This window comes from Streptomyces sp. NPDC059567 (genome assembly GCF_042735655.1).
Lineage (GTDB): Bacteria > Actinomycetota > Actinomycetes > Streptomycetales > Streptomycetaceae > Streptomyces.
The window spans coordinates 58,229-84,994 of the sequence record NZ_JBHWBS010000008.1 but is presented as its reverse complement, the minus strand read 5'-3'; the positions used below and the strand labels follow the sequence as shown (position 1 = coordinate 84,994).

The 26,766-nt window shown below is 68.8% G+C and carries 24 protein-coding genes and 2 pseudogenes; 9 read left to right on the top strand and 17 right to left on the bottom strand.

Features of this window, described 5'->3' with window-relative positions:
- Positions 1-81 precede the first annotated feature (81 nt).
- The gene (locus ACFVZW_RS06645; protein WP_384517657.1) at positions 82-3,816 is read left to right on the top strand and encodes a S8 family serine peptidase; all 3,735 of its coding nucleotides are present in this window, start codon (positions 82-84) and stop codon (positions 3,814-3,816) included.
- Between the two features lie 137 nt (positions 3,817-3,953).
- Positions 3,954-4,952, top strand: coding sequence for a helix-turn-helix domain-containing protein (locus ACFVZW_RS06640; protein ID WP_384517654.1), 999 nt, complete (start codon positions 3,954-3,956; stop codon positions 4,950-4,952).
- Between the two features lie 253 nt (positions 4,953-5,205).
- On the opposite strand, the gene ACFVZW_RS06635 is transcribed toward ACFVZW_RS06640, so the two are convergent.
- A complete protein-coding gene (locus ACFVZW_RS06635) occupies positions 5,206-5,778 on the bottom strand; it encodes a barstar family protein (protein WP_384517651.1) in 573 nt (190 codons plus the stop codon).
- A 334-nt stretch (positions 5,779-6,112) separates the two neighbouring features.
- On the opposite strand from ACFVZW_RS06635, the gene ACFVZW_RS06630 reads away from it, so the two are divergent.
- Positions 6,113-6,397, top strand: a complete 285-nt coding sequence (locus ACFVZW_RS06630) for a hypothetical protein (RefSeq protein ID WP_384517648.1) — start codon at positions 6,113-6,115, stop codon at positions 6,395-6,397.
- A 228-nt stretch (positions 6,398-6,625) separates the two neighbouring features.
- Here ACFVZW_RS06630 and ACFVZW_RS06625 read toward each other — a convergent pair whose 3' ends face one another.
- From ACFVZW_RS06625 to ACFVZW_RS06615, 3 genes and pseudogenes are all read right to left on the bottom strand, one after another.
- A complete protein-coding gene (locus tag ACFVZW_RS06625; RefSeq protein WP_384517646.1) occupies positions 6,626-7,387 on the bottom strand; it encodes a transposase in 762 nt (253 codons plus the stop codon).
- Between the two features lie 71 nt (positions 7,388-7,458).
- Positions 7,459-7,653: pseudogene (locus tag ACFVZW_RS06620) on the bottom strand (helix-turn-helix domain-containing protein); the annotation flags it as partial.
- A gap of 297 nt (positions 7,654-7,950) precedes the next feature.
- Positions 7,951-8,124: pseudogene (locus ACFVZW_RS06615) on the bottom strand (aldo/keto reductase); the annotation flags it as partial.
- A gap of 67 nt (positions 8,125-8,191) precedes the next feature.
- Between ACFVZW_RS06615 and ACFVZW_RS06610 the strand changes: the two are divergent.
- Positions 8,192-9,187 (top strand): DUF5937 family protein, encoded by a 996-nt coding sequence (locus ACFVZW_RS06610; protein ID WP_384517643.1) that lies wholly within the window; start codon positions 8,192-8,194, stop codon positions 9,185-9,187.
- A gap of 155 nt (positions 9,188-9,342) precedes the next feature.
- Here the strand turns inward: ACFVZW_RS06610 and ACFVZW_RS06605 are convergent, their stop codons facing one another.
- Entirely contained in the window at positions 9,343-10,212 is an 870-nt protein-coding gene (locus tag ACFVZW_RS06605; protein ID WP_384517641.1) for an alpha/beta fold hydrolase, read from the bottom strand.
- Positions 10,213-10,375: 163 nt separating this feature from the next.
- On the opposite strand from ACFVZW_RS06605, the gene merB reads away from it, so the two are divergent.
- Positions 10,376-11,176, top strand: a complete 801-nt coding sequence (gene merB, locus ACFVZW_RS06600; RefSeq protein WP_384517638.1) for an organomercurial lyase — start codon at positions 10,376-10,378, stop codon at positions 11,174-11,176.
- On the opposite strand, the gene ACFVZW_RS06595 is transcribed toward merB, so the two are convergent.
- Complete coding sequence (locus tag ACFVZW_RS06595; protein WP_384517635.1) at positions 11,095-11,565, bottom strand: hemerythrin domain-containing protein; 471 nt, start codon at positions 11,563-11,565, stop codon at positions 11,095-11,097. The two genes, merB and ACFVZW_RS06595, sit on opposite strands and share 82 nt — an antisense overlap.
- A gap of 316 nt (positions 11,566-11,881) precedes the next feature.
- Here ACFVZW_RS06595 and ACFVZW_RS06590 point away from each other — a divergent pair, with 316 nt between their 5' ends.
- On the top strand, positions 11,882-12,145 hold the full coding sequence (locus ACFVZW_RS06590) for a hypothetical protein (protein WP_384517632.1): 264 nt from the start codon (positions 11,882-11,884) through the stop codon (positions 12,143-12,145).
- Here ACFVZW_RS06590 and ACFVZW_RS06585 read toward each other — a convergent pair.
- The 4 genes from ACFVZW_RS06585 to ACFVZW_RS06570 all read right to left on the bottom strand — a co-directional run bounded on the left by ACFVZW_RS06585 (position 12,137) and on the right by ACFVZW_RS06570 (position 15,587).
- Positions 12,137-13,576: an NF041680 family putative transposase gene (locus tag ACFVZW_RS06585; RefSeq protein WP_384517629.1), complete on the bottom strand. Its 1,440-nt coding sequence runs from the start codon at positions 13,574-13,576 to the stop codon at positions 12,137-12,139. The genes ACFVZW_RS06590 and ACFVZW_RS06585 overlap by 9 nt on opposite strands.
- 183 nt (positions 13,577-13,759) lie before the next feature.
- Positions 13,760-14,080 (bottom strand): hypothetical protein, encoded by a 321-nt coding sequence (locus tag ACFVZW_RS06580; protein WP_384517626.1) that lies wholly within the window; start codon positions 14,078-14,080, stop codon positions 13,760-13,762.
- A 352-nt stretch (positions 14,081-14,432) separates the two neighbouring features.
- Positions 14,433-14,882 (bottom strand): hypothetical protein, encoded by a 450-nt coding sequence (locus tag ACFVZW_RS06575; protein ID WP_384517624.1) that lies wholly within the window; start codon positions 14,880-14,882, stop codon positions 14,433-14,435.
- Between the two features lie 366 nt (positions 14,883-15,248).
- Positions 15,249-15,587 carry a thioredoxin family protein gene (locus ACFVZW_RS06570; protein ID WP_384517622.1) on the bottom strand — a complete coding sequence of 113 codons (339 nt, stop codon included), beginning with the start codon at positions 15,585-15,587 and terminating at the stop codon, positions 15,249-15,251.
- 246 nt (positions 15,588-15,833) lie between these two features.
- On the opposite strand from ACFVZW_RS06570, the gene ACFVZW_RS06565 reads away from it, so the two are divergent.
- On the top strand, positions 15,834-16,196 hold the full coding sequence (locus tag ACFVZW_RS06565) for a hypothetical protein (RefSeq protein ID WP_384517620.1): 363 nt from the start codon (positions 15,834-15,836) through the stop codon (positions 16,194-16,196).
- Positions 16,197-16,293: 97 nt separating this feature from the next.
- On the opposite strand, the gene ACFVZW_RS06560 is transcribed toward ACFVZW_RS06565, so the two are convergent.
- From ACFVZW_RS06560 to ACFVZW_RS06535, 6 genes are all read right to left on the bottom strand, one after another.
- A complete protein-coding gene (locus tag ACFVZW_RS06560) occupies positions 16,294-17,178 on the bottom strand; it encodes a hypothetical protein (RefSeq protein ID WP_384517617.1) in 885 nt (294 codons plus the stop codon).
- Positions 17,179-17,273: 95 nt separating this feature from the next.
- Entirely contained in the window at positions 17,274-17,660 is a 387-nt protein-coding gene (locus ACFVZW_RS06555) for a hypothetical protein (protein ID WP_384517614.1), read from the bottom strand.
- 255 nt (positions 17,661-17,915) lie between these two features.
- On the bottom strand, positions 17,916-18,236 hold the full coding sequence (locus ACFVZW_RS06550) for a hypothetical protein (protein WP_384517611.1): 321 nt from the start codon (positions 18,234-18,236) through the stop codon (positions 17,916-17,918).
- Positions 18,237-18,666: 430 nt separating this feature from the next.
- Positions 18,667-19,845 carry a hypothetical protein gene (locus tag ACFVZW_RS06545; RefSeq protein ID WP_384517608.1) on the bottom strand — a complete coding sequence of 393 codons (1,179 nt, stop codon included), beginning with the start codon at positions 19,843-19,845 and terminating at the stop codon, positions 18,667-18,669.
- 338 nt (positions 19,846-20,183) lie between these two features.
- On the bottom strand, positions 20,184-21,590 hold the full coding sequence (locus tag ACFVZW_RS06540) for a serine hydrolase domain-containing protein (protein WP_384517605.1): 1,407 nt from the start codon (positions 21,588-21,590) through the stop codon (positions 20,184-20,186).
- Positions 21,591-22,924: 1,334 nt separating this feature from the next.
- Positions 22,925-24,010 (bottom strand): helix-turn-helix domain-containing protein, encoded by a 1,086-nt coding sequence (locus tag ACFVZW_RS06535; RefSeq protein WP_384517602.1) that lies wholly within the window; start codon positions 24,008-24,010, stop codon positions 22,925-22,927.
- Positions 24,011-24,200: 190 nt separating this feature from the next.
- Between ACFVZW_RS06535 and ACFVZW_RS06530 the strand changes: the two genes are divergently transcribed.
- Complete coding sequence (locus ACFVZW_RS06530) at positions 24,201-24,860, top strand: DUF4097 family beta strand repeat-containing protein (protein WP_384517600.1); 660 nt, start codon at positions 24,201-24,203, stop codon at positions 24,858-24,860.
- A 385-nt stretch (positions 24,861-25,245) separates the two neighbouring features.
- Positions 25,246-25,710: a carboxymuconolactone decarboxylase family protein gene (locus tag ACFVZW_RS06525; protein WP_384517761.1), complete on the top strand. Its 465-nt coding sequence runs from the start codon at positions 25,246-25,248 to the stop codon at positions 25,708-25,710.
- A 64-nt stretch (positions 25,711-25,774) separates the two neighbouring features.
- Here ACFVZW_RS06525 and ACFVZW_RS06520 read toward each other — a convergent pair whose 3' ends face one another.
- The gene (locus ACFVZW_RS06520; RefSeq protein ID WP_384517597.1) at positions 25,775-26,344 is read right to left on the bottom strand and encodes a HutD family protein; all 570 of its coding nucleotides are present in this window, start codon (positions 26,342-26,344) and stop codon (positions 25,775-25,777) included.
- Between the last annotated feature and the right edge of the window lie 422 nt (positions 26,345-26,766).

Genomic DNA, 26,766 nt, shown 5'->3' with positions numbered 1-26,766 from the left:
CGCTGACAAGCCTTTGCCATGGCGAGGACTTGCCGTCGTGAAGCCTTCACGACGTCGTTCACCGGTCGATAGACCCATGGCATGGACTTCCCCTCTCATGCTTCCGCCTTCCGGGGCAGGCGCTGGCGGCTGATCTCGGCTGCCACCGCAGTGCCTCTGCTGGCGTCGGGCCTCGCGGTTCTGCAGGCACCCGCACAGGCCGCTCCGAGCAAGCCCACCGTTCCCGCCAAGTCCTCGGCGACCCACAAGGTCACCCTGGTCACCGGCGATGTCGTCACGGTCACCACGACGGCCGACGGCAAGCAGATCGCCGACGTCGACCGGCCGGACAGCGCCGTCGGCGGCGTGAAGTTCCAGGAGGTCAAAGGTGACTTGTTCGTCATCCCGGACGAGGCCGCGCCGCTGCTGGGGACGGACAGGCTGGACCGGCGGCTGTTCAACGTCACCGACCTGATCGAGATGGGGTACGACGACGCGAAGTCCGCCGCGGTACCGCTGATCGCGACGTACGCCGAGCCGAAGTCCCGCGCGGCCGCCGAGCCGACGGCTCCCCGCGGCAGCAAGCTGACCCGCAAGCTCAAGGGCATCCGAGGCGCGGTGCTCAGCACGGAGAAGCGGCAGGCCCGCACCTTCTGGACCTCCGTCGCGTCGCACGGCAGCGCCACGTTGGGCGCGGGTGTCGACAAGCTGTGGCTCGACGGTCGCGTGAAGGCCAGTCTGAAGGAGAGCGTGCCGTTGATCGGCGCGCCAGAGGCTTGGGCGGCCGGGTACGACGGCAAGGGCGTCAAGGTCGCGGTGCTCGACACCGGCATCGACGTCAACCACCCCGACTTCGCCGGCCTGATCGACGGCACGGCGAGCTTCGTGCCGGGTGAGGCCATCACCGACGTCAACGGGCACGGCACGCATGTCGCCGGCACGATCGTCGGCTCGGGCGCCGCCTCCGGAGGGGACGACAAGGGGGTCGCACCCGGCGCCGACCTGTACGTCGGCAAGGTGCTCGGCGGCGCGGAGGGCTCCGGCCAGGACTCCTGGGTCATGGCCGGCATGCAGTGGGCCGCCGAGTCCGGTGCGGACGTCGTCAACATGAGCCTCGGCGATTCCTACCCCACGGACGGCAGCGACCCGATGTCGCAGATGGTCGACGCGCTCTCCGCCCAATACGGCACGCTGTTCGTCATAGCCGCCGGCAACTCCGGCCCGGAGAGCATCTCCGCCCCCGGTGCGGCCGCCGCAGCGCTGACCGTGGCCGCCACGGACAAGCAGGACCGGCTCGCGTCCTTCTCCAGCACCGGCCCGCTGGCCCACTCCGGCGGAATGAAGCCGGACATCGCGGCGCCGGGCGTGGACATCACCGCGGCCCGCTCGCAGGAGATGACCGGCGGTGGTGAGGGCCTCTACCGCACCATCAGCGGCACCTCGATGGCCACCCCGCATGTGGTCGGCGCGGCGGCGATCCTGGCCCAGCGGCACCCGGACTGGACCGGCGCGCAGCTCAAGGAACACTTGATGAGCACCGCGAAGGGCCTGGACGGCGGAAACTCGCCGTACGAGGTCGGCACTGGCCGCCTCGACGTGGCCGCCGCCGTGCGCAGCACGGTCCGCGCCACCGGATCGCTCTTCTTCGGCAACCACACATGGCCGCACGAGCCGAGCGACGGCGCCGTCACCAAGGACCTGACCTTCACGAACACCGGTCCCACCGCCGTCACGCTCGACCTGGCGCTGACCGACGACGACGGCCCGTTCACGCTGGGAGCCACTACGGTCACCGTCCCGGCGGGCGGCACCGCCGCCGTCCCGGTGACCGGCGACCCGAAAGCCGCCTCGGCCGGCCGGCACACCGGCCATGTGACAGCCGCCGACGCTGCCACCGGGCAGCCGGTGACCCGCACATCCGTGGCGCTGCTCAAGGAGGAGGAGCGGTACGACCTGAACATCAAGCTGGTCGACCGGAACGGCAAGCCCGCCACCGGCTGGGTCACGATCAACCTGGCCGGCGACTTCTGGCCGTGGCAGGTCTACGTCCAGGGCTTGACCACCATGCGCATGGCACCCGGCCACTACACCGTCGCGGCGTACCTCGACGTGGCCGGCGAGAAGGCGGACCGCTCGGGCCTGGCCGTGCTGGTCGACCCGGAGACCGTGCTCAAGGACGGCGCCGCGGACGTGGTTCTCGACGCGAGCAAGGCACGCCTGCTGCAGACCGAGGCGCCACAGCGCACCGAGGACCGCCAGCGCAAGGTCGATTTCAACGTCCACTACAAGGGCCTCGACCCGTTCATGGACTACCGCAGCGCGTACGTGCTGCCGCCGACGTACGACGACGTCTACGTCGCCCCGACGGAGCGCATGAAGCAGGGCGAGTTCATGCTGACCACCCGCTGGCGCAAGGGCGAGCCGCAGCTCGGCCTGAGCACACTGGGCGATCGCCTCCGGTTCGACGCACTGGTGCAGCCGGGCAGTGCCCTGGGCACCGCCACGGACCGGCTGGACACCGTCTACGCGGGCAACGGTGCGACGGCCGCATACGACAAGATCAAGGCCAAGGGCAAGGTCGTCGTCATCGAGCGCAGCGACGAGGTCTCGCCCCAGGAGCGCACCGAGGCCGCGGTCGCGGCCGGTGCGAAGGCGCTGATCGTGGTCAACGACGGTGCCGGTGGCCTGATGGAGTACGTCGGCGAGTCGGCCATCCCGGTCGCCACCGTGCACCGCGACGCGGGCAAGGCCCTTGTCGCGACGGCCAAGGCAGGCATCCTCAAGCTGACCGTACAGCAGACCGAGCACACGCCGTTCGTCTACGACCTCACCCGGGAGTACCCCGGCCAGGTTCCGGACCGGGCCCTGGTCTACAAGCCGAGCAAGGGTGACCTCGCCCGGATCGATGCCCGCTACTACTCGGCGACGGACGGCGGGCCGGCGGAGGGATACCGGTCCGACTTCACCCTCAGCCCGTCGTTCAACCTCCCGGAGCGCGAGTGGCACCCGGGCACCCGCACCGAGTGGGTGACGCCCGGCCAGGTCTGGAGGGAGTTCCACGCGCAGGGCGTCGACGGAACCCTGCCGTGGGTGATGGTGTCGGGCGACAACACGTACGCCAAGGGCAGCACCAGCCGGCTGGACTGGTTCGCTCCGGCGACCCGGCCCGGCCAGAGCGAATCCTTCGGCGTGTACAACTCCCGATGGCAGAACTACATGACCTGGAACGTGCAGGCGTGGGCGTCGGCCAGCGACAACATGCGGCTCGGCGGCTTCCTGCAGTGGGGTGAGACGCCGACCCACCTGCAGGTCTTCCAGGGCGACACGCTGATCCACGACAACCCGCACAGCACGGACATGCAGTGGGTGGAGGTACCGGCGGGCAACCTGCCCTACCGCGCCGTCCTCGACGCCGAGCGGCCCGGTGACCTCTTCCGATTGTCGACGCGCACCCACACGGAGTGGACGTTCATGTCCGACACCGTCGACTCGGACTTCTTCGAGCCGTTCTCGGTGCTGAACCTGGACTACACGCTGGAGTCGGACCTGCACGGCGACGTCAAGGCCGACGCGATTCAGAAGATCGCGCTCAAGCCGGTGTCGATGGGCCTCGGCACCAATCCGGGCCCCGCCACCAAGGTGAAGCTGGACGTCTCGTACGACGATGGCGCGACCTGGCAGAAGGTGACGGTGACCAAGGGCGCCGACGGCCGTTGGACGGGTTCGTTCAGGACGGCCAAGAAGCCCGGCGGCTTCATCTCGGTCCGCGCGAGCGCCGAGACGAACACCGGCTTCAGCGTAAAGAACGAGATCATCCGGGCGTACGGCCTGCGATGAACCGCACTGTCGGGCCCCGGGGAGGTCACTCCCCGGGGCCCTTCCCCCCGGACCCACTCCCACCAGGGACTATTCAGGGTCTGCCGCCATGGCGCATACTCTCCCCGCTGCGGCAAGCGGAAGAGAGTCGGTCGCCGATGTTGGATGTTCTGGGCCTCGAACCCGATGACGAGCGTGTCTACCGGGCGCTGCTCGGACGGCCGAACTCCACCGCGAGCCTGCTCTCCGACCAGGTCGCCCTCCCGCATGCCCGTGTCGACAAGGCCTTGTCCCGCCTGGCCGGGTGGGGACTGGTGACGAGGTCGGCGGACGACCGGTTCACCGCCGCGCCGCCGGCCATGGCGCTCGGCGCTCTCATCAGCCAGCGCCGGGACGGGCTGCGCATGGCCGAGCACGCCCTGGTGACCTTCGCCGAGGAACACCGAGCGGCGATGACCGGGAGCAGCATCAACGATCTGATCGAGGTCGTCACGGGTGTCGACGCCATCCGCCATCGCTTCCTCCAGGTGCAGCAGGCGGCGCGTACGCAGGTCCGATCCTTCATCACCGCACCGTTCGTCGCCCTGCCGCCCGACGAGAACACGGCCGAACCCGTGGCCATCGGCCGTGGCGTGCAGTTCCGGGCGGTACTGGACCGGGCCGTGCTGGCAGAGCCGGGCATCATCGACGACGCGATCGATTCACTGCGCAAGGGCGTGCAACTCCGTGTCGCCGACCAGCTGCCGATGAAACTCGTGCTGGCCGACGCCGACCTCGGCCTCGTCCCGCTCGCGGTCACACCGGACGGGGAGCCCGGCGCCGTGCTGCTGCACCGCAGCGGCCTGCTGGACGCGCTGGACGCTCTGTTCGAGACGGTATGGCAGACCGCCCACCCGCTCGCGCTTTCGGCCACGGTCGGAGAAACCGAATCCACCGTCGAGGTCGGTCCGCAAGGCCTGACCGAGCTCGACCGCAGGATCCTCGCGCTGCTCCTGGCCGGCCTGACGGACCTGACGGCCGCGACACAACTCGGTCTGTCACCGCGCACGCTGCACCGACGCCTGCGTCATCTCATGGACATGGCCGGAGTCCGCAGCCGGATGCAGCTCGGTGCCTACGCGGTGCGAAACGGCTGGGCGGAGTCCCTTCAAACGTGACCGGCAAGCGACGGCGTGGCCGCGGCGTCGAGAGGCGCCTGACGGGCAAAAGCCGGATCGTGCTGGGTGAGTGACAGTCTGGCTTCGGGCCGGGGGGGAGGGGCGCCGCGGACGTACTGGCGCGGTCCGCATGCCAGGATGGCTGATCGCTGCCGTCCGTGCCGCAGTAGCTCCATGACGGACACCGACATGCCGGCTGCCCAGGTGCTGGGCCGGTCCGAGGAGTCAAGGCGGGTTCCGGTACGGCCCGGAGTCAGGAGGTCTTCGGGCGCCCGGCCGCCTTGGGTCGCCAGACGTCGAGGTCCAGGGCCACCGTGAGGAAGTCACCCTCCACACGAACGACGACGTCGGGATCCTTGATCCCCGCGGCGAATTCCTGGGCGCGGACGTCGTCGAGCAGGAAGACGAAGTGCTCGATCACCACGGGCTGATCCCTGAGGTCGCCGTCCGGATCCACCGCGGTGTTCGCGCGGTCCGCCGCGAGGCAGAGCACCATCATGAACACCTTGAGGTGATCCGCCCCGAGTAGCGCATCGGCCCCGTGGACGACCATGACTATCCCCACCCCGCCCGTGACGGGATCGTGGAGATCGTCGAGGCAGTCGACCAGAGCATCCCAATTCCAGCCGAAATAGCCGGGGATTCCGACCGCCCGGGCAAAGGTGTCAAGCACGCCCGCCTCATCCGTCAGATCGCGAGCATGCACCTCGTACACCCGACCACCCGCAGCACGCAGAGCCGCCGTCTGCTCTTTGAACTCCACCGCCTCGCGAGGCCCGAAGATGACCCAAGGCGTCTCGGGCTTGGCCAGATCGAACGAGGTCACATCTTTCCCTTCATGGTGAGGTTCGGCCGGACGTGAACGAGGAGGAGGACCCGGCTGAGTTCCTGGTCCTGGCGTTCCCGGATGCGACCGCATCGAGAAGGCAACCGCCGAAAGGTCTCCGCAGCGGACGCCCCTGACAGTCATGGTGTGCGCTCGGCCCGTGCCGCACCGTCCACGGCCTGCCTGGGCCGGGGAATCGTCGCCCCATGGGCTCGAAAGGCTCCGCCGCGCGGCGGAGCGCCCCGCTGGTACCCGCCGGTGGACGGAACGATCCGAGCGGGACCGGTCGCTACGATCATCTGATGACAGGCGGCGAAGAGGACAGGGACAGGACATGAGTTTCTTCAGTGGAGTCGATGACCTCGAACTCTTCCTTTCGCGCAGCCGAGTGATGAGCGTCGTGTCGGTCCCGGCCTGTGCGGGCGCGATGGTCTTCCTCCTCAAGGAGGAAGGCTGGCGCTTCAGCCTGCTTCTAGGCTTCCTGCTTCCGTTGATCGCCGCCTACCTGGGGATTCGTGGCAAGCGGGAGATCCGCGGCGGGCTGGCCGCAGCGGGACTCGCGCTCGCCGTCGTCACACTGCCGCTGGCCCTCGTCCTGGCACAGCTCGAAGGAGCTTAGACGGACGCACGGCGGCCCTGGCCGGCTGAGGTCGGGTACCAGCGTGGTGTCCTCGTCACGTACCAAGCACTACCCGAAGGCGACGAGCTCGCCCCCGAGCGGACGGTACCTGTGGTCGCGGCGAGGTGAACCTTGCTCGTCAACCCGCCCTGGGACCTGCCGAGTAGGGCTTCCTTCAGGCGGAGCTAGCGTCTAAGTGGTCGGCTCCGGAAGTCCTTCGCGGGTTGTTCAGGCTGCCAGGGCGATGGAGGATTCTTGGTGTCGGTCGGCGGTTGTGCGTCGGTCGAGCCGGGCCAGCAGGTCGTCCAGGTCGGAGGTGGTGAACCTCCACTGGAACGGTTGTGCCGCGGAGTCGTAGCGGTCTTCGAATGCTCGGAGCCGGTCCCGGACCTGGGTCAGGTCTGTGAAGTCGTTGGGTGAGACGACCTTGCGCTGGACGATCGAGAAGAAGATCTCGATCTGGTTTGTCCGGGAGGCGTGGACGGGTGTGTGGACCATGACCGCGTTCGGAATCGCCTTGGTCAGACGGTCAATGGCCTTCTTCCCACGGTGAGAGGAGCCGTTGTCGACGATCCAGAAGACTCGGCTGGCGCTGGCGTAGGGCTCGGTGGCCATGACCTGTTCGACCAGGGCCATGAACGGCGCGATGCCGGTGGTGGCCTCGCAGCGGCCGAAGACTCGTGCCCGGTGGACGTCGTAGGCGGCCCGGTAGGCCACGGCGCCGCTGCGGCCGTACTCGTGGTTGACGCGCATCGCTCTGGCCGCCTGGCCCGGGGCCAGGGTCGGGTGGCAGCGGCAGCGGGCCTGGATCGAGGTCTTCTCGTCACTGGAGACCACGTATTCGTCGGTGCCGAGGAGTTCGCCTTCGTAGGTTCGGGCGTACAGGTCAAGGATGCGCTGGGCCTTGGCGCGGAAGTCCGGGTCCCGGATGAAGATCCAGGACCGGTGCTGCCAGGGCTTGAGCGCGTCCTGACGCAGCCAGCGGCGCACGGTGGAGGCCGAGACGGTGTGGTGACGCCACGCGCGGTCAGCTCGGCGGCCGGCTCCGGGCACGACCAGCGCGCCAGCGGCACCCCGGTCTCGGCGGGGAGCTGGCAGGCCAGGGCCTTGGCCTCGGCGACCTGCACGGGGGTGAAGCAGGCCGGGCGCCCGCTGCGCCTGCGGTCGGCCAGGGCCGGCAGGCCTCCGTCGGCGAACCGGCCCCGCCAGGTGCGCACGCTGTCCACGTGTACGCCCACCTCGAGAGCGATCCGCACGTTGGACCTGCCCCGGCTCGCCAGGAGCACGATCTGTGATCGGACCCTGGCCTGGTGCGGAGTCTTGTGACCGTAGGCCGCCTTCTTCAACCGTTGCGGCTCGGCGGCAGTCAGGACTATGGGGCGGGCACCAGCAACAGCCACGGCAGACTGGCCGATCAGCAGAAGTGGATCACAGCGCTTTGGGGGTCTGGCTCATGCCGTCTTGTGGTGGACGGGGTCCAAGGCGGTGAGTTCGTCCTGCGACAGGTGCAGGGAGCCGGAGGCGACGTTCTGGGTAAGGTTGTCGGGGTCGCCGACCGCGCGGCGCAGCACGCTGATCGCCTGGTCGCGGTCGCGTGGGACGGCATCGGCCGCGAACGCCTCGCCGGGCTGAGGCAGGCGCATCGCGCCGAAACCGATCCGATTGACCGAGCGGTCGCCGAGCGTCCAGGTGCCCGCTGCCGCCGCGGGGATCGTCTGTGAGGTCATGGCGCGATGATGTCCGCACGATAGGCTGACCTGCCGTTGATTAAGACATGTACGAATCCATTGAGGAGTGGTCGTCCTGGCGGAGCTGGCGTTCTCGGCGAGCGATCTGGCGCAGGTGCGGTTCGCCGTCTCACCAATGTGGGAGGTCGCGCCCAGCCTCCGGCTGCTGAGGTCCGCCGCCGCACATCCAATCCACCGGCCCTGGGCCGAACAGGTACGGCCGCGCCTGGCGACCGCCGGGCTGGACCGGGGCTGGCTGGCCGAGTTGATCCCGCCCACCGGCTACGTCCCCGACTTCCTCAACCCCGCCCCCGCCGGATCTGCTCCCACCCCGGCGGAAGAGTGGGAGGCGATCCGGGCCTCGCCCGCCGACCGGGTCCGCCAGGACCTCGACCACCTGGCCCGCCACCAGGGGAGCCTCGGCCCCCGGCTGCGCACTTTGCACGCCGACCCGCCAGGCCGCTTGGCCAAGGTCACCGAAGAGCTCGAAACGTACTGGGAGCTGGCACTCGCCCCCTATTGGGCACGAATCCGGGCAGTCCTGGACGCAGACATCCTCTACCGGGCCCGCCTGGCCGCCGAGCACGGTGCCGGCCACCTCCTCAACGACCTGCACACGTCAGTGAGCTGGGACGCCAACGCGCTACGGATGACCAGCCGAAAGCAGCCGCTGACCCGCACGACGGCAGGGACAGGACTGCTGCTGATCCCCTCGGCCTTCACCGGACCGAGACTTCGCACCCGAACGACACTGCCGGACCCACCGCAACTCGTCTATCCGGCACGCGGTGTCGGCTCACTCTGGACGGCGCGGCCCGTCACCCGGGCCGACACCCTCGCCGCCGTACTCGGCCGCTCACGGGCCCTGCTGCTGACCGAACTGGAGACCCCGGCCTCCACCACACAGCTGGCCCACCGCACCGGGCTCTCCCCAGCAGGGGTATCCCAATACCTCACCGCGCTCCGCAAAGCGGGCCTGGTCAGCGCCCACCGCGCCGGCCGCTCCGTCCTCTACGCCCGCACCACCGCAGCCGTAACCCTCCTCCAAGCCGCATCCGCCTGACCTCACGTCAACCCCCGAAGGACTTCAGGAGCCGACCACCAAGCCGTCCCGGACGAGCCCTGCTTCCGGCGTTACGTTGCCGGCGTGTGGGAAGGCAGCCGGAGCCGCACACGAGCGGCTGCCCTCCCACCACCACCGCCCTCACGCGATTTCGATCACGCCTGAACGGACGGGTCCGGGAGCGTGGCGAGTTCGCCCAGGGCGCGGGCCGCGGGCGCCGGGTCGACCAGCCACTTCAGGTGGCTGCCGTCCAGGGTGCGGACGTCGTACGGGTTGTCCGGCGTCAGCTCGTTGCCCTCGCGGATCAGCCGGTCCTGTATGGCCAGGGGCAGGCTCGCGTCGTCGGCCAGGCGGATGTAGGTCTTCGGGATGCGGCCCCAGGTGGCGGCCTGCGCCCGGTCGGCGGAGTCGCCGGCGTCCAGGTTCTCGTCGGGCTGGAAGGTGTTCAGGAAGGTGAGGAACTGCTCGTCCGTGCCGTCGGCGAAGAAGGCGGCCTTGAACGCCGCGAGCGAGTCCGGGTTCGCGGTGCGGAAGTTGACGCGGAGCAGGCCGAGGTCGGCAGGGTTCCCGGCCAGCGCCGAAGCGAACGTGGCAGGGTCGACTCCGGCCATCTCCGGCTCGGCGTAGTAACCACCGACGTCGAGCCGGACGGGGCACCAAGCCGAGACGTAGACGATGCGGTCGATCAGGTCCGGGCGCGCGTTGGCCGCGGCCGTGGCCGTGATGCCGCCGCGGCTGTGGGAGACGAGGATCACGGGGCCGTTCCGCTTCGCCCGTTCCAGGATCCCGATCAAGTGCGCGGCGTTGTCGGCGAGCGTCACGCCCTTGATCGAGCCGGGCGCAGTGGCGAGCCCTTCGGGGTCCTGCGGCGTCTGATAGGCGCGGGTGAAGGTCGCCTGGAAGCCGTGGCCGGGCAGGTCGACGGCGACCGAACGGTGTCCGAGGAGGCCGAGTTCGGCCTGAAGGGGCGCGAAGGAGAAGGAGTTCGCGAAGGCTCCGTGAACGAGGACGAACGTCGGTTGCATCTGTCTACTCACTTTCCGGCCGCCGCGGTCTCAGCGGCGACCATGGCCGGCCCGGCACCGCGAGCCCGACGCACCGCCAAGGAACGGGCCCACGTCTGCGGCACACCGTCCCCGCTGCGGGGACGTCTTCGTACCCTTCGGGCATGGTGGGGACATACGTTTGATGTCCGAAGATCAACATTACCCAGCAGAAGATCATCCGCACTACCCGTGCACAGACGCCCCGGCTGTCCTGGCCGTCTATCACGGCTTCGCGCGCACCGGACAGGCTCCGAGCGTCCCGGAACTCGCCGCACTCACCGGACTCGCCCCCGACCTAGTCCGCCAGGAACTGCGCACTCTCCACGAAAGCCATGATCTGGTCCTGGACGCGCAGAACCACGACCAGGTCGTGATGGCCCACCCCTTTGCGTCCGTGCCCCTCGGCTTCTCCGTCATGGGCGCGCACACCCTGTGGTGGGGCGGATGCGCCTGGGACTCGTTCGCCCTGCCACACCTGCTCAAGGACGAGCCCGACGTCCTGGTCGCCACCGGCTGCCCGGCCTGCGACACCCCGCACGCCTGGGTGGTCGGCCGGGACGCACCCCCGAAGGGCGACCAGGTGGCCCATTTACTCACCCCCATGCAGCGGGCCTGGGACGACGTCGTCCACACCTGTGCCAACCAGCGCCTCTTCTGCTCCACCGACTGCGTCGACATCTGGCTGCAGCAGACAGGCCAGGAGCGTGGCTACGTCATGGACCTCGGCACCCTGTGGCGCCTTGCCAGCGACCGGTACACCGGACGCCTGGACCTGGGCTACGCACGCCGCGACCCCGCCGCAGCCAGTGCCTACTTCGCCGAGGTCGGCCTCAACAGGTCAGCCTCGCAGGGAGCGTGGGATCAAATGGGTCCCAGCACCTCTTGTGGTACGGCTGCAAGCTCAAGGGTTTCGAGCACAGTGAGCAGTTGCCGCTCCTCGTAGCGGAAGTGGCTCTCCATGATCGCGGCGATGCCTTCGAGGTGGTGGTCGAGCTCCTCAGGCGGCGCGGCCCGGTCGACCGCAGCGCGGAGGCTGCCGAGCAGGTGGGCGATCATCGAGTGATCCTGTTCGAGCAAGCGAAGCACCGGTCGAAGCTCCGGATACGCAGCTGCGATGGCCGGAAACAGGGTGCGGTCTTCGCCCTGATGGTGGCGGTCGAGAGCCGTGCAGAAGCCATGGCAGTACAGCAGCAGTTCACGGGTGGCCGCCTCACCGGGGGTGCCGTCGGCGAGGGACGCGCGGGTCACGGACAGCGCTTCCCTGAGTCGGCCGTGCACTCGGCGGAGTTCTTGGCTCCAGGCGACGAGCCTGGTCGTCTCGCGCTCAGTCACGCGAGAGCGAAGGGTGCGACAGATGCATCGTCGGCTTCCTTCGATTCGGCGCCTCCATGCCTGACACGGTCTGCCACCGGCACGCGACGCTTCCCGCACACTACCGCGCCCGTTGTCCCGTCGCCACCACCGCCGCCCCGCACACCGAGCATGACCCGCATAGCACTTGGACAAGCGCCACAGCGAGCCGCGGGAGCCGCACCATTCCTGCTGCCGGCAGCCACGACCTGCTCAGCCATGTCCATCCGCCCGGTTCAGAAACAGGCACTGAACTTGCCGTTTAACCTCATGGCCTGTTCGCGCTTATCGTAGGCGCGTGAACGACATCAACACCGAAACCCTTGGGTGGGACCTCATCGGCTGGGACAGCGACGAGCAAGCCGCACATGTCACTGGCCTCAACCGCGTTGAGGTCTTGAGGATCCGGGACCTGTTCCCCGGCCGGGACGACGACTTCCTTGAGACCGCGGTCTACGAGGTGCCGCCCGCGCTGTACTCGGCGATGCGGAGTGCCATCCCGCACCTGGAGTTCCGTGAGGGACTGGAATACCAGATCGGTGGATTCCTCCTATCAGTCTGAGCTTGCCGACCCTCCAATGCGTCGAGGCTTCGTGCCGACCTTGTGGTGTGCGGGTCGGGTGTAGGACTCGCCGGTGGCGAGGACCCGCCCGACGTCGTAACGGGGAGCCGGTCGCCGGTTCTTCGAGCCGGGCGGGCGACCGGGGCCGGGCCGGCTGGGTTTCGGTGCACTGGCTGGTGTGCCCGTCTTAGCCCGCAGGTTCCTGAACCCGCGGCGGACCCTGGCAGGGGTGAGTCTGTTCGGTTCTGCGGGCCGCTCCCACGGCCGGCGGAGATCCCGTGCGAGAGGGCGAGCCAGGCGGAGCTGAGCGTGTGCGGCCAGGACGAGCCAGGTCCAGCGGTCAGCTGCTGCCGAGTCCCGCAGCTTCGGCCGGGTCCAGCCGAGGGTCTGCTTGAGGAGCCGGAAGGTGTGTTCCACGTCGAAGCGGCGGAGAAAGGACCGCCAGCACCGGTCAACGTCATTCGTGGCGGCGCCGGTGCCCGACCACCACAGCCAGACGGGCTTGTTCACCCCGCCGCTGGGCAGCTTCTCGACCGACAGGCGGATCACGGTGCCCTCGATGATCGGCAGCGGGCCCTCGTGGTCACCCCATGCCGCCCGGCGGGTCAGCCGGGGATGCAGCCGGCCCCAGGCCAGCGCGGCCGCGGTCCCGTATCGGTCGGTGTTCGTGACGGTGACCGCGTCCGGCTCGCCCCAGGTCTCGCGGCGGCCGAAGACGAACTCGCCGCCGTGCTTGGGCGGGCGGCCACCCTGCGGCGGACAGATCCACGGCACCGGAACGGGCCTGCGCATCACCCGGTCCGAGCGGAGCCGGCCCAGCACCTCGACAGGCAGGTCGTCGAGGAGATGAGCGATACGGGGTGCGTCGTATCCGGCGTCGAGTACGACCAGGACATCCGGGTCGCTCTCCTGCCACTGGCTGGCTTCCACGAGACGTTCGATGACGGCACGGACCTGGTCGGCGGTGACCGCGGCCAAGTCGGCGCCGGGCTCCAGCCGGATCGCGTCCAGCAGGGCCGTCCATGAAGTCCGGCCGGTCTCCAGAGCGGCGACGATCGAGTAGGGCCAGCCGGGCACCATCTGGTGCTTGCCCAGGCCGCGGCCGAAGGTGTGGCAGAAGGAGCGGTCCGAGCAGGTATCGGCATCTGGCCGAAGCCACGGGGAGACGTCCACGGCCAGCACCAGCCGGCCGTCGCTCGCCCTGGGCAGCGGCACACCCGCAAGCGCGCGACGAAGCCGGGCGACATCGATCCGGCCCCGGTTGATCCCTGAGTACAGGGCGCCGTGCCCGCGTCGGTGTTCCGGCGCGAGGGCCAGGTCTACGAGGGTGCGGACCGGTCCGTCGGTGCACAGCAGCGCGTCACACAAGTCGAACAAGGCATCCGCCCGCGACGTCAGGCACCCGTACGGTTCCGACCGGAACTCCGACAACCGACAACGCGTCTCGTTGGACGCTGTGCTCGACCAGTCCCACGATCCCGGCCTCCGTGCTGAATCAACCCTGAGTACAGGATCGGGGCCCGGCCCCTCGAACATCCGGTGAACTGGGGAAACTCCGAACCAGTTCGAGTCCAGTTCGACGCCGGTGGATAAACGACAAGCTGAACTTGCCGTCTAACCCCCGGCGTCCGGTGAGGCGGGTTCATTTCCGACGGCGATGGTTACTTGCGCGGTCCACGACCAAGGCTTCTGGGGCGGATCCCAGTTCACCTCGACGTCGGTGCCGTGGAAGTCGCGGGCGAGTCCCGTCACCATTGCCGCCGCCGCGGCCCGAGCGTCTTGTGGGTCGGTGTGGAGGGGCACGTCCAGGCGCCCGCAGAGCATTCCGCCTTCCACGGTGAGGACGCTGTGGCGCCAGCCGTCCGGCGTCGCCAGCAGGATGATCCCCTTCGGAATGCCGAAGGTGGGCCGCTTCTCCTTCTTGCGTCTCACCATGCCGCTATCCAACATCGTCGGTTTCGTGGCCATGAGGTCGGGTGGCGGCTCAACTGCCCCGGCGCGTTTGGCGCCTGCTCTGTGATGTGCGGGCCGGCTGTATGCCTCGCCTGTTGTGGCCGTCCTCGTTCGCTGCTGCGCTGGAGACCGGCCGCACTTCCTGGAATGCGTTCCTGGACGCCGTCCGCCACAGTTCAGGGTCGGACGTCTCTGCCGTCGCACCGGCACCGATTGCTACCGCCTCGCCATCATCCGGGCGCGCGCCGAACAGCAGGGAGTCAGCTGACGACACGACCCGGCGACTGCCTCGTTGCGGTGGGCTGTCGCCAGGACAGCCACAAGGGGCCTGTGTTCAGGAGGGACGGCAGGCCTCGCAGACGTGGTTGTCGATCGCGGCCACCAAGTCCTGAGCCAGTGTCTGCACGGCGACATCCCCGTCACCGGCCAGCCTGTCTGCCAGGCTCCTGCCGTCGAGCACAGCTCGGTGAGCTGCGCATTGAATGTCGAGCCGTGGGGGATTGGCCTGTTCGAGGATCGTCCGGAGCAGCTGGATCACACCGGAGCGGCTGGCGACAGAGTCACACACTGCGAGATCCCACAGAAACGGAACCGCCTCGGCAGTCGCGTCGAAGACAGACAGCTCACCGAGCCAGAGTCCAAGATCACTCAACGCTGAAGCGCTGGTCAATGCATCGCCCCACGCCACCCGCGACAGACGGCCCGGGACCTCTTCCGCTGATCCGTACGCATGCGTCAGTTCGTGCCACCTAACGCGGCTCATGCCCTTGAGTATCGTCCCCACCGCGCACTCCAGTTCTCATGGCCTGCCTGCGACGCCAAGCCCCCATCATGGCGCGCATCCTGAGGCCGCCCCCCCCCGACAGCAACAGCTCGCACAAGGAGCGGGCCGCATCCCCGACACCAACGGCGCGAGCCCCCGGGCCAGGACCAACGCCGTCCCTTCCGCGGCCTCTGGATGAGCAACCGTGGGGAGAGATCCGAAGCCCAAACCCGTCGGACTTCTGGTGAGCGAGCCCAAGGCGCACCGGTCGATCGTCAGTCTGCAGTCGGGGCAGTGTAAACGTCCCGTCTGCGAGCGCGTGAAAGCCGTGGACGTGCTGCCTCGGCTCCAACACGGGCGGCGCTGTGTGACGGGGGTCGCGGCCGCTCAGAGGTGGCCGTCCAGGAATTCCCGTACCTCGGCGCTGGTCATAGGCCCCGTGCCGTGCGCCACCGCCTCTCCCTCCTTCAGCAGGACGTAGGACGGGGCTCCGGTGATCCCGTATCGCTCGGTTGCGGCCGGACAGCGCGTAATGTCGGTGCGGACGACCGTCAGGCGGCCCGTGTACTCGTCGGCGATGCCACCCACGACGAGGTCCATCGCCCGGCAGGGCTCGATTGCCTTGGGCCATGTCCCGATGAAGTATGCGAGGACCGGGACTCGGCTCATCCCGAGGATGAAATCGAACTCCGCGTCCTCACGGGGTTGGTGAACCCGCTTCGCCATGGAAGCTCCTGACCTCGCGTTCCGTCATTCCAACCCCATCATCCCCCGCCCGGTGCGGCAGGCCGACCCGCAGCCAGCGGACCGGGCGACTGGAACGGACGGGAACGGACTGGGACTGCACATCTCCACCACCGCCCAGCCGGCCTCGACCGCACCGGCACCCCGGCCGCAGACGGCGGGCTGGAGTTCGTCGCCCCGATACCCGGCTGCCACGAATGCAACGCCCGGGTCACTCCTGCCTTCTCGGTGCCGTCCGACTCTCCGGACGGGTCACCACACCTCACTTGGCGCGGACTCCTCCTCCTCGGGGCGTCGGGCGGCCTGCTGCCCTCGCCGTCGGCCTTCCTCGTCCTGCTCACCAGACTGTTGACCGGCAAGGTCGGCATCGCACTCGCGATGGTCGCCGCTTTCGGATCCGGCATGGCGTTGACGCTCGCCGGCGTCGGCCTGGTAGTGCTCCGTGGACGGGACGCTCTGCTGGACCGCGTCTCCCGCTCCCGTACGCTGCGCACGTGGACGTCGAGGGTTCCGCTGTGCGCGGCCTCGGCGGTGGTGGCCGGAGGGACGGTGGCCTCGGCGGTCGCCGCAGGCCGGCTGCTGAGTCCGTGATCACGGCGGCAGCAGCGTCTTCCGCATCATCGTCACTCCGTCCGCGCCGTCTGCGCGAACACCCTCCGTGCCATCCTGGACGGGGCGCGGTTGCTGATCAGGGGCTGGTGGGAGTCTTGTTCACCTCGTACAGGTTCCAGGAGTCCGGGTCTCCGATGTACTGGTAGAGCGTGATCCGCGCCGGCGTGCCCCCGACGTTCCAGGGTGCGTATGAGCAGCCCGGGATGGTGAGGTCGACTTCTTGGATCCCGGTGTCCTCGATGGTCTGCAACGTCCACGTGCCCTGGCCTGTGCACTCGACCGCTTCGTCGAGGTCGCCGCTTCCGAGCCGGTGGTCGATTCCGGAGGCCGTCACCTTGCCGACTGTCGTGAACGTCAGTGTGCCGCCCCGCCCGTCGGACCAGGTGCCGTCCAGCACCGCCCGGGTGAGCTGCGGGGGCCGGTACTCCTCGATCAGGCCGGTGGAAACCGCGATACCACCGAAGACGCCGACCGCCACCACCACCCCCGAACCCCACAGCGCCACCGACCTCAGGAGTCCCTGCCGTTGCAGCCGGGCGAGCAACGTGGGCACGACGAGCACCACGGCGACCGGCAGCCACGCCTTGAGCGCGGTGAGCGGTCCCATGACGTCGGCCTGGACGGCGGCGGCGAGCAGGAAGAAGGCGAACACCGCCGCGACCGGCAGTGCCCACCACCAGGTCTCGCGGCCGCCGAACCGACGCCCCAACTGATGACTCAGTGACACCGCGGGGAGTACGAGGAACAGCGCCACCGCGCCTAGGACGGCGGAACCCACCACGAGCAGAACTGGCAGAACGAGCACCAGCCCGAGGCCCTGGTTGCCCACAGCGTTGGGTGACTCCTGGGTCTGCCCGTACAGCACCACGACGATGGTGGCCAGCACCGCCTCCTGGAACAGCACCAGCATCGAGACCAACAGCATCCGACTGTCGGGCCAATCGTGTCGCACCTCTGCCACGACCACCACCCCCGCACCGCATCCTGCCACTATTGTTGAACAGGTTCAATATCGGTCACTGTATGTCCGTACGCTGCAGCGACGGACCTCGTTCGCTACGAACAGTCGTATCGGTGCGTGTGCGGGCGGTGGGGGCAGTCGAGGCACTCAAAGAGATACACGCCGCCCAGATCACCGAGAACCAAACCAGGGCCGACGTACTCCCGATCCAGGTCCTCGACCGGGGTCCAAGCGCGCCGGGACAGGGAATCGGCCTCGGTGCTCTCGACCGTCAGCAGATGTTCCATGCGATTCCCGCACTGGATGCAGTTCGGCCACTGCGGCTCCTGACACCAGCCCGGGTACCCGCACAGTTTGGTGCCGGGGGCAGTGGAGAGGTGTGACTGGTAGTCCCAGCCCGTCTCCTCGTCCAATGCCAAGAAGCGGAACTCCAACTCGTCCCACATCTGCTCTTGGAGGTCCCAGTAGGGGTACTCCGTCACCAGCTCGGGATGTACGACGCATGGACGCGGAACGTAGTTTTCCCACCTCTCAGCGGGACTTGGCGGAGTCGCCAGCACTTCTCGGACCGCGTCGGCCTTGCGCCATTGGATGTGAGGCACCACCCAACGATGGTCGCTGTGCTTCCGTGGACACCACAGGACTTGGAGCAGAGTGCTTCGACTGCTTCGGGGGAGGGTCGCTGATGGTGGAGTCGGGTGGGGGAACAGTCCCCGAATGCCTCAGCCATTGCGGACTCATGAGGTGAAGTCGTGCGCGAGGCCAGGTGGGTTGGCGGGCTCGGTCCGCCGGGCGATCTCCTCGTAGTACTCCACCTCGTGGACGATCACCGGCACGCTTCGGCCGACAGATCTTTCGATGACGCCGGTCGTATGGAGGGTTCGGGCGAGCCGGCAGCAGGTCTGGTTGAAATGGGACTCGATCTGTGCGGCGAGCGGCCCGATGACCGGCACCCAGGCCGCGTGGTCGGTCGGCTCCTCGTACCAAAGTCCGAGTTCGGTGATCCACTCCCGGCGAGCTGTGGCGCCGCCGCGGTCGCTGGTCAGGTCGCCGACCACAGTCAGCTGGTTCTGGATCCAGAAGGCGTGGTTCCAGCGGGCTTCTGCCTGGTCAGAGGCATCCTGAATGCTGTGCCGTGCCTGAGTCTCGGTGTTGTAGCCGATCGTCAGGGTCGGCCGGCGATGGTCGTCGTCCTCGTTGTCGATGAGGAAGGAGACAGCCTAGATTTCGCCGGCATCGGCGGCCGGGATGGTTGCGAGGGCGCTCTCAGCGAGGTGCTGGAGGTGATCGGGGAACGTCATGGGTGGGCGGGCCTGCCTATCGGATCGGGAGTCCCACTGGTCGCAGTGTTCGATGTGGCTCTCGCGTGCGTCGCCGAGAACGCAGTCGCTGGAGTGGTTCAGCGCAGAAGTAGGGATGGCTCGGATGGACGGCAACGTATCCGGGACCGTTTCGGGCTACGCCGAGGGAGTGTTCGGCCGGCATTCGCTAGTAGGCGGGGGGCGTTGAGGCCCCTGCCTCTGCGTGGGCCGTCTTGGTCGGTGAGGCCTCCGGGGTCGCGGTGGCGCAGGCGGGGCGGGTCCGGGCGGAGTAGGAGCGTGCGGCCGCGAGGAGGGCGAAGCCCAGGCCGCCGAAAGCCAGTCCACCGAAGGCGGCCAGCCAGAGAGTCCCGGAGAGGGTGGCGCCGAGATCCGTGTCGAGTCTGGGTGCCGGCAACACTCCGAGGGCGGCGAGAGGAGCGTAGATCACCAGGAAGACCCCGTACACCGACAGTCCGAGCGCGGTCAGCCAGGCCGGGATCAAGGGCAGCAGACGCGGTACACGGCGCCCGGAGAGGATCAGCGTCCAGCGGGGAAACACCTGCCCCCACGGGTACATCAGCCCGGTCAGGAGAAAGAACCCGAGCCCCGCAGCCAGCACAGTGACATCGATACCTGCCTCGGCGAGCGCCTGTGCCACCTCCGATCCGCCGGAGTTCGACTCCTTCCACTTCTCGGCCGTGATGCCGAGCGCGTCACCGCCCAGCGTCCAGATGGTCTTTGCTCCGGCCCACGGCAGCATCCCGCACATCAGCAGGTAGGCCAGTCTCCGGGTGCCCCGGGAGGCAGTCGTGGCGCCAGGATGGACGAGTGGGGCGTCGTGGCCGCCGGTGTGCTTCTGCCCGCAGCGGGGGCATGTGCCGGCCAGCCGTCGGCGGTACGACAGAGCGACGAGGACGAGGACAGCGGTGAGGGCCGTGCTCATCAGCACATGGGCCAGGCCGGTGGCGCTCTCCAGCCCGGAACCGGCCGCCAGAGTGACGAAGTAGGCGGGCAGGCTGGTCGCGCCCATCGCGAACACGGGGATGGTCAGAATGAGCGCACCCGCCACCGCCATTCGGCCAGGCCGGTCCAGCTGTCGCCTGGTTGCCCGGCTGGCGATACCGGCAGCGATGGCCAGGCCGGCCAGGATCAGCTGGACAACCGGCGAGTAGGGGGTGTGCGGGGTGAAGGGCACCGTGGTTCGCGTCACGGCCCAGGTGGCCTCGACGATGGCGTACACCGCGCCACAGGTCGCGGCGGCGGCAGGCGCCCACTCAGGCCACCGCCGCGGCCACCCGGTCCAGCGGGGTGCCGGGGCGAGGCGCGGTGCCCCCTCGTGCGTCTGTGTCGTTGCGGGGATGGACACCGTGACCTCCAGCCTTCGTGATCCTCACAACTCATGCTCTGCCGGGGTCGTTTCCGGTCGCATCAGCCCCACGGACCGTCCCTCTCCCCCGCGCGGGGGAGGGGAACGGCTCGGTGGTCTGCATACGGGACAGGTGGTGCGATCCCTCTGGCTCGCAAGGTGGGTTGGAGGCTGCGGAGGCCAGATCACCCCCACGCAGAGGGAGCCCGGCGAGGTAGCTCGCGGGTGTCCTGCCGTACGTAATGGGTGGCCAGCCCACGCCATTCCTAGGAATGTTCCGCGCGTGACGATGTCCTCGTCGCTCCCCCGTGGCGACGAGGACATCGGGAGCGGGTTCGTCACTCGGAGGCGGTGGGCACCCGGCTGAACATGCGGCCGCCGAGGTCGATGCCGGCGATGGCGCCGCTCGCGTCGCGGGAGAAGAAGCCCCGCTGCCCCGCCAGTCCACCCGCGGTGACGATGAACTCGTCGCCGTCGCCGGGCAGCAGGCCCATGGCGGCCGGCTCGTGGTCCGCGGGCATCTCGAAGTCGGCCGACTCTCGGATCTCCGGCTTGATCACGGCCCCGATGGTCAGCTCCACCCCGTTGGCGCCGACGGTGAGCGTCATGGCGTCGTTGGCGTAGGCCCCGACGACTTCCTGGGCCCGCGCCTCGTCGTAGGGGAGCGCCTCCGGGTCCTTGTCCACGACGCCGAGGTAGTGCTCCAGGGCCCAGCGGACGGCGGTCCGGTTGAAGGGGATGCCGTCCGTACCGGAGTTCGACATGGCGACCACGGCGAAGCCGCGCTCGGGCACGAGCAGCAGCTCGACGAACTGGCCGTTTGTCGAGCCACCGTGCTCGATCGTCCGCACGCCGTCCACCTCGCGCAGGAACCAGCAGATGCCGAAGCCGTCACCGAGATTGCTGCCGCGCAGCTCGACCGTCTGCTCCCGCATCCGGTGCAGTACCTCGGTCGGCAGAAGCCGCTCGCCCTTCTCGGTAAGACCGTCGCCGAGCTGGAAACGGGCCCAGCGGAGGACGTCCGCTGCCGAGGCCGCGAGGCCCCCGCCGGGGTTGTTGCCCCGGGTGAGGTGCCACTCCTTCGCGACTGCCAGGTTGCCGCCCTCGTCGGGGTTGTGGCCCACGGCGAACCGCCTGGTCATGACCTCGGCGGTGCCGAAGAAGCTGTGCGAAAGTCCCAGCGGCTCGAACAGGAGCGAGGCGATGGCTTGCTCGTACGTCAGACCCGTGACGTTCTCGAGGACGCGCCCGAGCAGGTTGTACCCGGCCTGACTGTACGAGGCGCGGGCACCGGGCTCACCGACGAACTGCAGCTCGGCCATCTTCGCCACGAATCCGGCCAGGGCGTCGTCGCCGTCCCCGGTGTCGACGATCACGTTCCAGGACAGACCCGAGGTGTGGTTGAGCAGGTTCAGGACGGTGATCTCGGCCGCCGCCTTCTCGTCGGCCAGCACGAGCTCGGGGACGTAGCGGCGCACCGGCGCGTCCAGCTCGATCCGGCCGTCGGCGACCAGCCGCATCAGCGCGGTCGCCGTGAAGGTCTTCGTGATGGAGCCCAGCTGGAACAGCGTGTCCTTGTCGACGGGGAGCGGGTTGTCGAGGCTGGTCACGCCGTGGCCCGCATACGTCTCGCGGCCGTCCGCCCACACGCCGACTGTTGCGCCGGGGACATCGAACTTGGTGGCGGCTTGCGCGACGAACTCGGTGAGCTTGGTCTGGGACTTCTGGGTGCTGTTGGCGCTCATGGGTGTTTCTCCTGATTGGGTGTTGTCGTTCTTGATGACCAAGACGGGGGGTCCCCAGAGTGCGGGTGAGCCGGCGGTCGCCGACGTATCCCTTGCACAGGTGTTGGTCTGGGGCCGGGCGAGCGTTCGACGTGAGACCACAGGCAGGCCGCGGAGTAGTTCCTTCAGCGCAGGGGCACGGCGGCTGAAGCTCAAGAGCGTCTTTCAGTGCCTCATGAATGAAGCCAAGCCCCGGCATTTCGCACGGGAGGTGAGACCGCCTCATGGGGTCCAGGCCTACGGCCCGTTGGGCGGCTCCCGCACCCTGGTCCTTTGGCTTTCCTCCAGGACCGCAAGCCCGCTTCGCGGGAAGCCGCTACGGTGCGTCGGATGCCGGCCTTTGGCCGGCTGAGCGCCGGAAGTTCCCGGGGGCTAGAGCCACAGCTGATTGCTTCCGTACGTGCAGTCCCACTGGCGGGCGGGCGCACCGTAGGCCTTACGCCAGTCCGCGATCTCCAGGCACTTGCCGCTGTGGGCGTCGGTAACGAGCCCCCAGGACATCGCAGACGCAGACGGTGCCGGAAGGCACGGGGACACGAGCACACCCGCTATCGCTACGCCAGCAGCCCAGCGAACAGCATTGATTCTCACGACGGGTCCTTCTCAGTACAGCACGATCGGTTGTGGCATGAACCAGCATGGTCTGGCCCCGGTGAACGCCTCGCGGCCGCACCATGCGGGAACGATCACCACGCTATGGCCGGGAAGATGACCTGGCCAGGGCAGCTCACGACAGCAAGGGGACCTTCCGCGCCATGCTGCCCTTCGACCGACTGGCTCCGGGCCCCGGGCGACCGATGCGACCGCAGTCGTGCCGTGCGCACCGGCCCTCCGGTCACGCCGTTCTGCGGCCCGTGTGGGACATCGGGAGCCGGAGAGCGCCGACAGCAGGTGAGTCGTGAGCAGTAGGAAGTCAGTACCTGCCCAGCTCGGTTGGGTTGGCTCCCTGCAGGCGGGGCTTGGTGCCGCGGCCGTCAATGTGGTCCTGGACCTCGTGGACCGGCGTCTGGTGTCGCCATTGCGGGTGGGGATTCGTCTATGGCGTGCTCGGTCCCTTCGTTGGCGTGTCCTGCCCCTGGGGCGAGTGATCGGTGTGGCCGTAGCGTGGTGATCGTTCTCGTGAATGCGGACGGCCCACGGCCGGTCGTACCGAGCTGCCGTGCGGACAAGACGATGTCGGTGCGACTGGTCTTGAAGGAACACAAAGGGGGAGCGCGTTGAGGGTGAGATTCAGTGTTCTGGCCTGACGGCCGCTCAGCGGCCTCCCTTGGGCATGCGAAGCGGTTCCGGGACGCCTACTCAGTGGTGATGGCTTGGTTGGTGGTCCCGGGGGTTGTCGTTTCGCTGTGCGGGTGGTTGGTGCGGCGGAGGGCGGCGGGTGTGGTGCCGTACCAGCGTTGGATGGCTCGGCGCAGGGTGCGGGCGTCGGCGTAGCCGCTGCGGGTGGCTACCGCGTTGATGCTGAGGTCGGTGGTGCGGAGCAGCTGTGTGATGTGAGTGCGGCGCAGGGTCTCGACTTCGTTCTTCCAGTTGGTGCCGTGGTCGTCGAGGCGGCGTTGGAGGGTTCGGGTGCTGACGGCCATGCGTCGGGCCACGGCGGTCAGGCTCGGTGTGGTGTCGTCGTGGACGGAGGCCAGAGCGGTGCGGAACAGGTCGAGCCAGTTGTGCAGCGGCATGGCTGTGGCGAGGCTCTGGTCGGCGTGTCTTCGGAGCACGGCCGACAGGCCGGGCTGGGCGTGTGGGTTCGGCGCGTTCAGGTCGGCGGTGAGGAAGGTGATCGAGCTGCCGGGGGCTTCGAAGTCGATGGTGCGGGTGCCGTACTGCTCGGTCAGGGGATGGCGCCGGCGTGGGGCTTTGGAGGCCAGGGTGACGCGGACGGGGACGAGGGGGCGTTGCGCGGCTTCGCTGAGACGCCGCAGGCAGAGGCTGAGGACGTAGGCGCGGACGGCGCAGGCCGCCTCGTGGGCCAGATCGGCCTGATTGATGTGGCTGATGGTGATCTGGCCTCCGTCCTCGGTGATCCGGAGGGTGTCCGTGGCGGTGTCGGCGAAGGTGGCGAGGTGGGCGGCGGCGTCCCGGATGCCTTCGAGCGGAGTGGGTGCGGAGGTGATCAGGTAGTCCCAGACACCGAGGGCCCCGATGTCCGACTGCTGTGCCAGGACCATGGACAGCTCGGCCCAGGAGATGTGAGAAGTCGTCAGTTCCGCGATGCGGAGGCTCGTGGCCGAGGGGGGCCGGCACAGGTCGTCGTGGAGATGCTCGGGCGCCAGGCCCAGCAAGTGCGCGTATCCCTCGGGGGGTATGCCGACGAGGCGTGCGGCGTTGACGCTAAGACGGGTAAGAGCGGAGGAAGTTGTCCCCTGGTGCGTATACGAAACCACAGGGGCTGAGCATAGGGCAGCACGAAACACCAGGTCACCGCCGGAGTGCGACGCTTCGTCAGCGCTGGGCGGGTCGGTTCGTGTGGACAGTTGGGCGCCCTGAAGGCTGTGTCACCGGGTCTCTGTCTTGCCCAGAGCCATTTTCCGGGCGAGTGGAGCGCCACACAACAATGAGATATGGGAGATCATGATGAAGAAGTTCGACACCCCCGCCAGGGTCACTGCCGTCCTCGACATCCCCGCCGGACGCATCCGGTTCGTCGCCGCCGACCGGACCGACACCACGGTCGAGGTCCTGCCGGAGGACGCCTCGAAGAGCCGCGACGTGAAGGCGGCGGAGCAGACCACGGTCACCTACGCCGACGGCATCCTGCGGATCGAGGCCCCGGAGGGGAACAACCTCAAGCCCTCCGGCTCCATCGAGGTGACGGTCCAGCTGCCCGCCGGCTCCCGCATCGAGGGGAAGGCGGCCGCGGTCGAACTCCAGGGCGTGGGACGCCTCGGCGACGTCGCCTTCGAGGCCGCGCAGGGCCCGGTCAAGCTCGACGAGGCCGCGAGTGCACGCCTCAGCGTCCTCGACGGTGACGTCTCGGTCGGCCGCCTCGGCGGTGCCGCGGAGATCAGCACCCAGAGGGGCGACATCCGGATCGCCGAGGCCGTGCGCGGCACGGTCACCCTGAGCACCCAGCAGGGCGACATCTCGGTCACCGTCGCCGCCGGCGTCTCGGCTACCCTGGATGCCCGTACCGACCACGGCCGTGTCAGCAACGCCCTCAAGAACGACGGCAGCGCCGAACTCCACATCCGCGCCACCACCTCCCACGGCGACATCACCGCCAGCAGCCTGTGAACCCCGAGCCCGACAGCGCTCCATGGCCGTTCGCCGTAGCTCAACGAGAGCAGGGCCTGCTACACAAGTCCGACGAAGTCGGCGATCGCCGTCTGCCGAGATCCTTACCGACCGGATTCCGCAGGATGAGGCCGCTCGTCCGAGGGAGCCATCCGATGGCTACGAGCACTGGCCAGCTGCTGGAGTCGCACACAAAGCCAGCGGCACTCCGTCCTCCCGCGCCGCCCGAGCGAGGACACGGTTGCCGCAAGGCCCGGAGGAGGCCGGAAGAAATCTCCCGGGAAGCTGTCACATCTTCGTGCGTGCTTCCGTCAGTGCTGTGAAGACGCCAACCAAGCCGATATGAAGGAGAAATGCCGTGACGGACAAGACCTCGATCTCCCGGATGCCCAACCCTGGCGAGTTCGTTCCCGAACTGCGCGACATCAGTGCCGCCCTGTTCCGGGCCACGGGCAATCAGTCGGTGCCGCGTACCACGATGAGCCTGGTCCATCTGCGTGCCGGGCAGATCGTCCACAACACCTACCTGACGATCCTGAACACCGGCTTCCTGCGCAAGGCCGGGGAGTCCGAGGAGCGCATCACCGCCGTCTCCTCCTGGCAGGACGCCCCGTACTTCACGGGCGCCGAGCGTGCCGCGCTCGCCCTGGTGGAGGCCACGCTTCAGCCGGCCCAGCACGGCCGGGAGCGTGTGTCGGATGAGTTGTATGCCGAGGTGGCTAAGCATTACGACGAGAAGGCGCTGGCCACGCTGACGATCGCGATCGGTCAGATCAACTTCTTCATCGCCCTGGCCGTCATCGGCAAGCCCCAGCCCGTCGCCTCCCTCGCGGACCAGCAGTGGGACTGACCTGACCCACCCACCCGCCGGCCGGGGCCCGTCGACGACGGGCCAGGTGACGTGGGTTGCAGCTTCAGCTTGTCGGGGCGATGTCTGCCCAAAGGGCGGTGGCGTCGGGTGAGAGCGGTGTGACCGCCTGGCCCGACGCGTTGCCGTCCTCTTCCCACCACACGCCCTGGCCGGATGCCAGGACACGACTGTCCGTGCTCGCCTGCCACCGGCCGCGCAGCACGTAGAGCACGCCGGCGTGGCCGAGGGGCAGCACCAGCGGGCCGGTGACCTGGTCCACCTGGGCGGACCAGCGGTCGCGCCGCACCATGATGTTGAGCACCCGGCAGGCGCCGCCGGGCAGTTCGGCGGCCAGCGGGTGGTCGCCGGAGAAGGCGAACGGTTCGCCCGCGCGGGTCAGCAGCCGGTTGAACACCCCGGGGCAGGTCAGCCGCACGCCGTCGCCGGCCAGCAGGGTGAGCGTCCGGTCGACGCCCGGGAACGCAGAGAACGGCCCGTCCCGGTCGATATCGGCGACGCTCGCGCGCCATCCGAACTCCTCGCTGCCCGCCGGCCATGAAGCGATCTCCCTGGTCGCGCCTCCGCCGTTGCGCCACTGGCCCGCCGTCAGCGTCTCGACATCGAAGCGGTGCATGGGCGGGCTCCTGACTTGCATGCGGTACGGGTACGGATCACACCTGCACGGCGACCCCGGCTGCGGCGCCTCTGCCATCGGTGACGACCGCGTAAAGGGGCCGAGTCGCCGACCTCGGTGTGCTCGGGCGACGGAGTGTACGCGCTCTGCACGCCAGGGGTGGGGTACGTCCCTTGCTGTGCTTCGCCCGACCGCCACATCAACAGGGCCCCGCCCTCCGCGCAAGCTGCGGGAGTCGTCACCGGGCCACCGTCGGGTCGGCCGTCACGGGTGGCCGCCATGGTGCGTGTTCGTGTCGGGCGTCGTGCTCGTCGAAGGCGAGTCCGGCGTGGGGGGGGGGGGCCCCCCCCCACAAAAAGCGCCCGGCCACCCCCAAATCAAAAAACACACCCAACCCAAGGAACCCCCCCCCCCCAACGCCC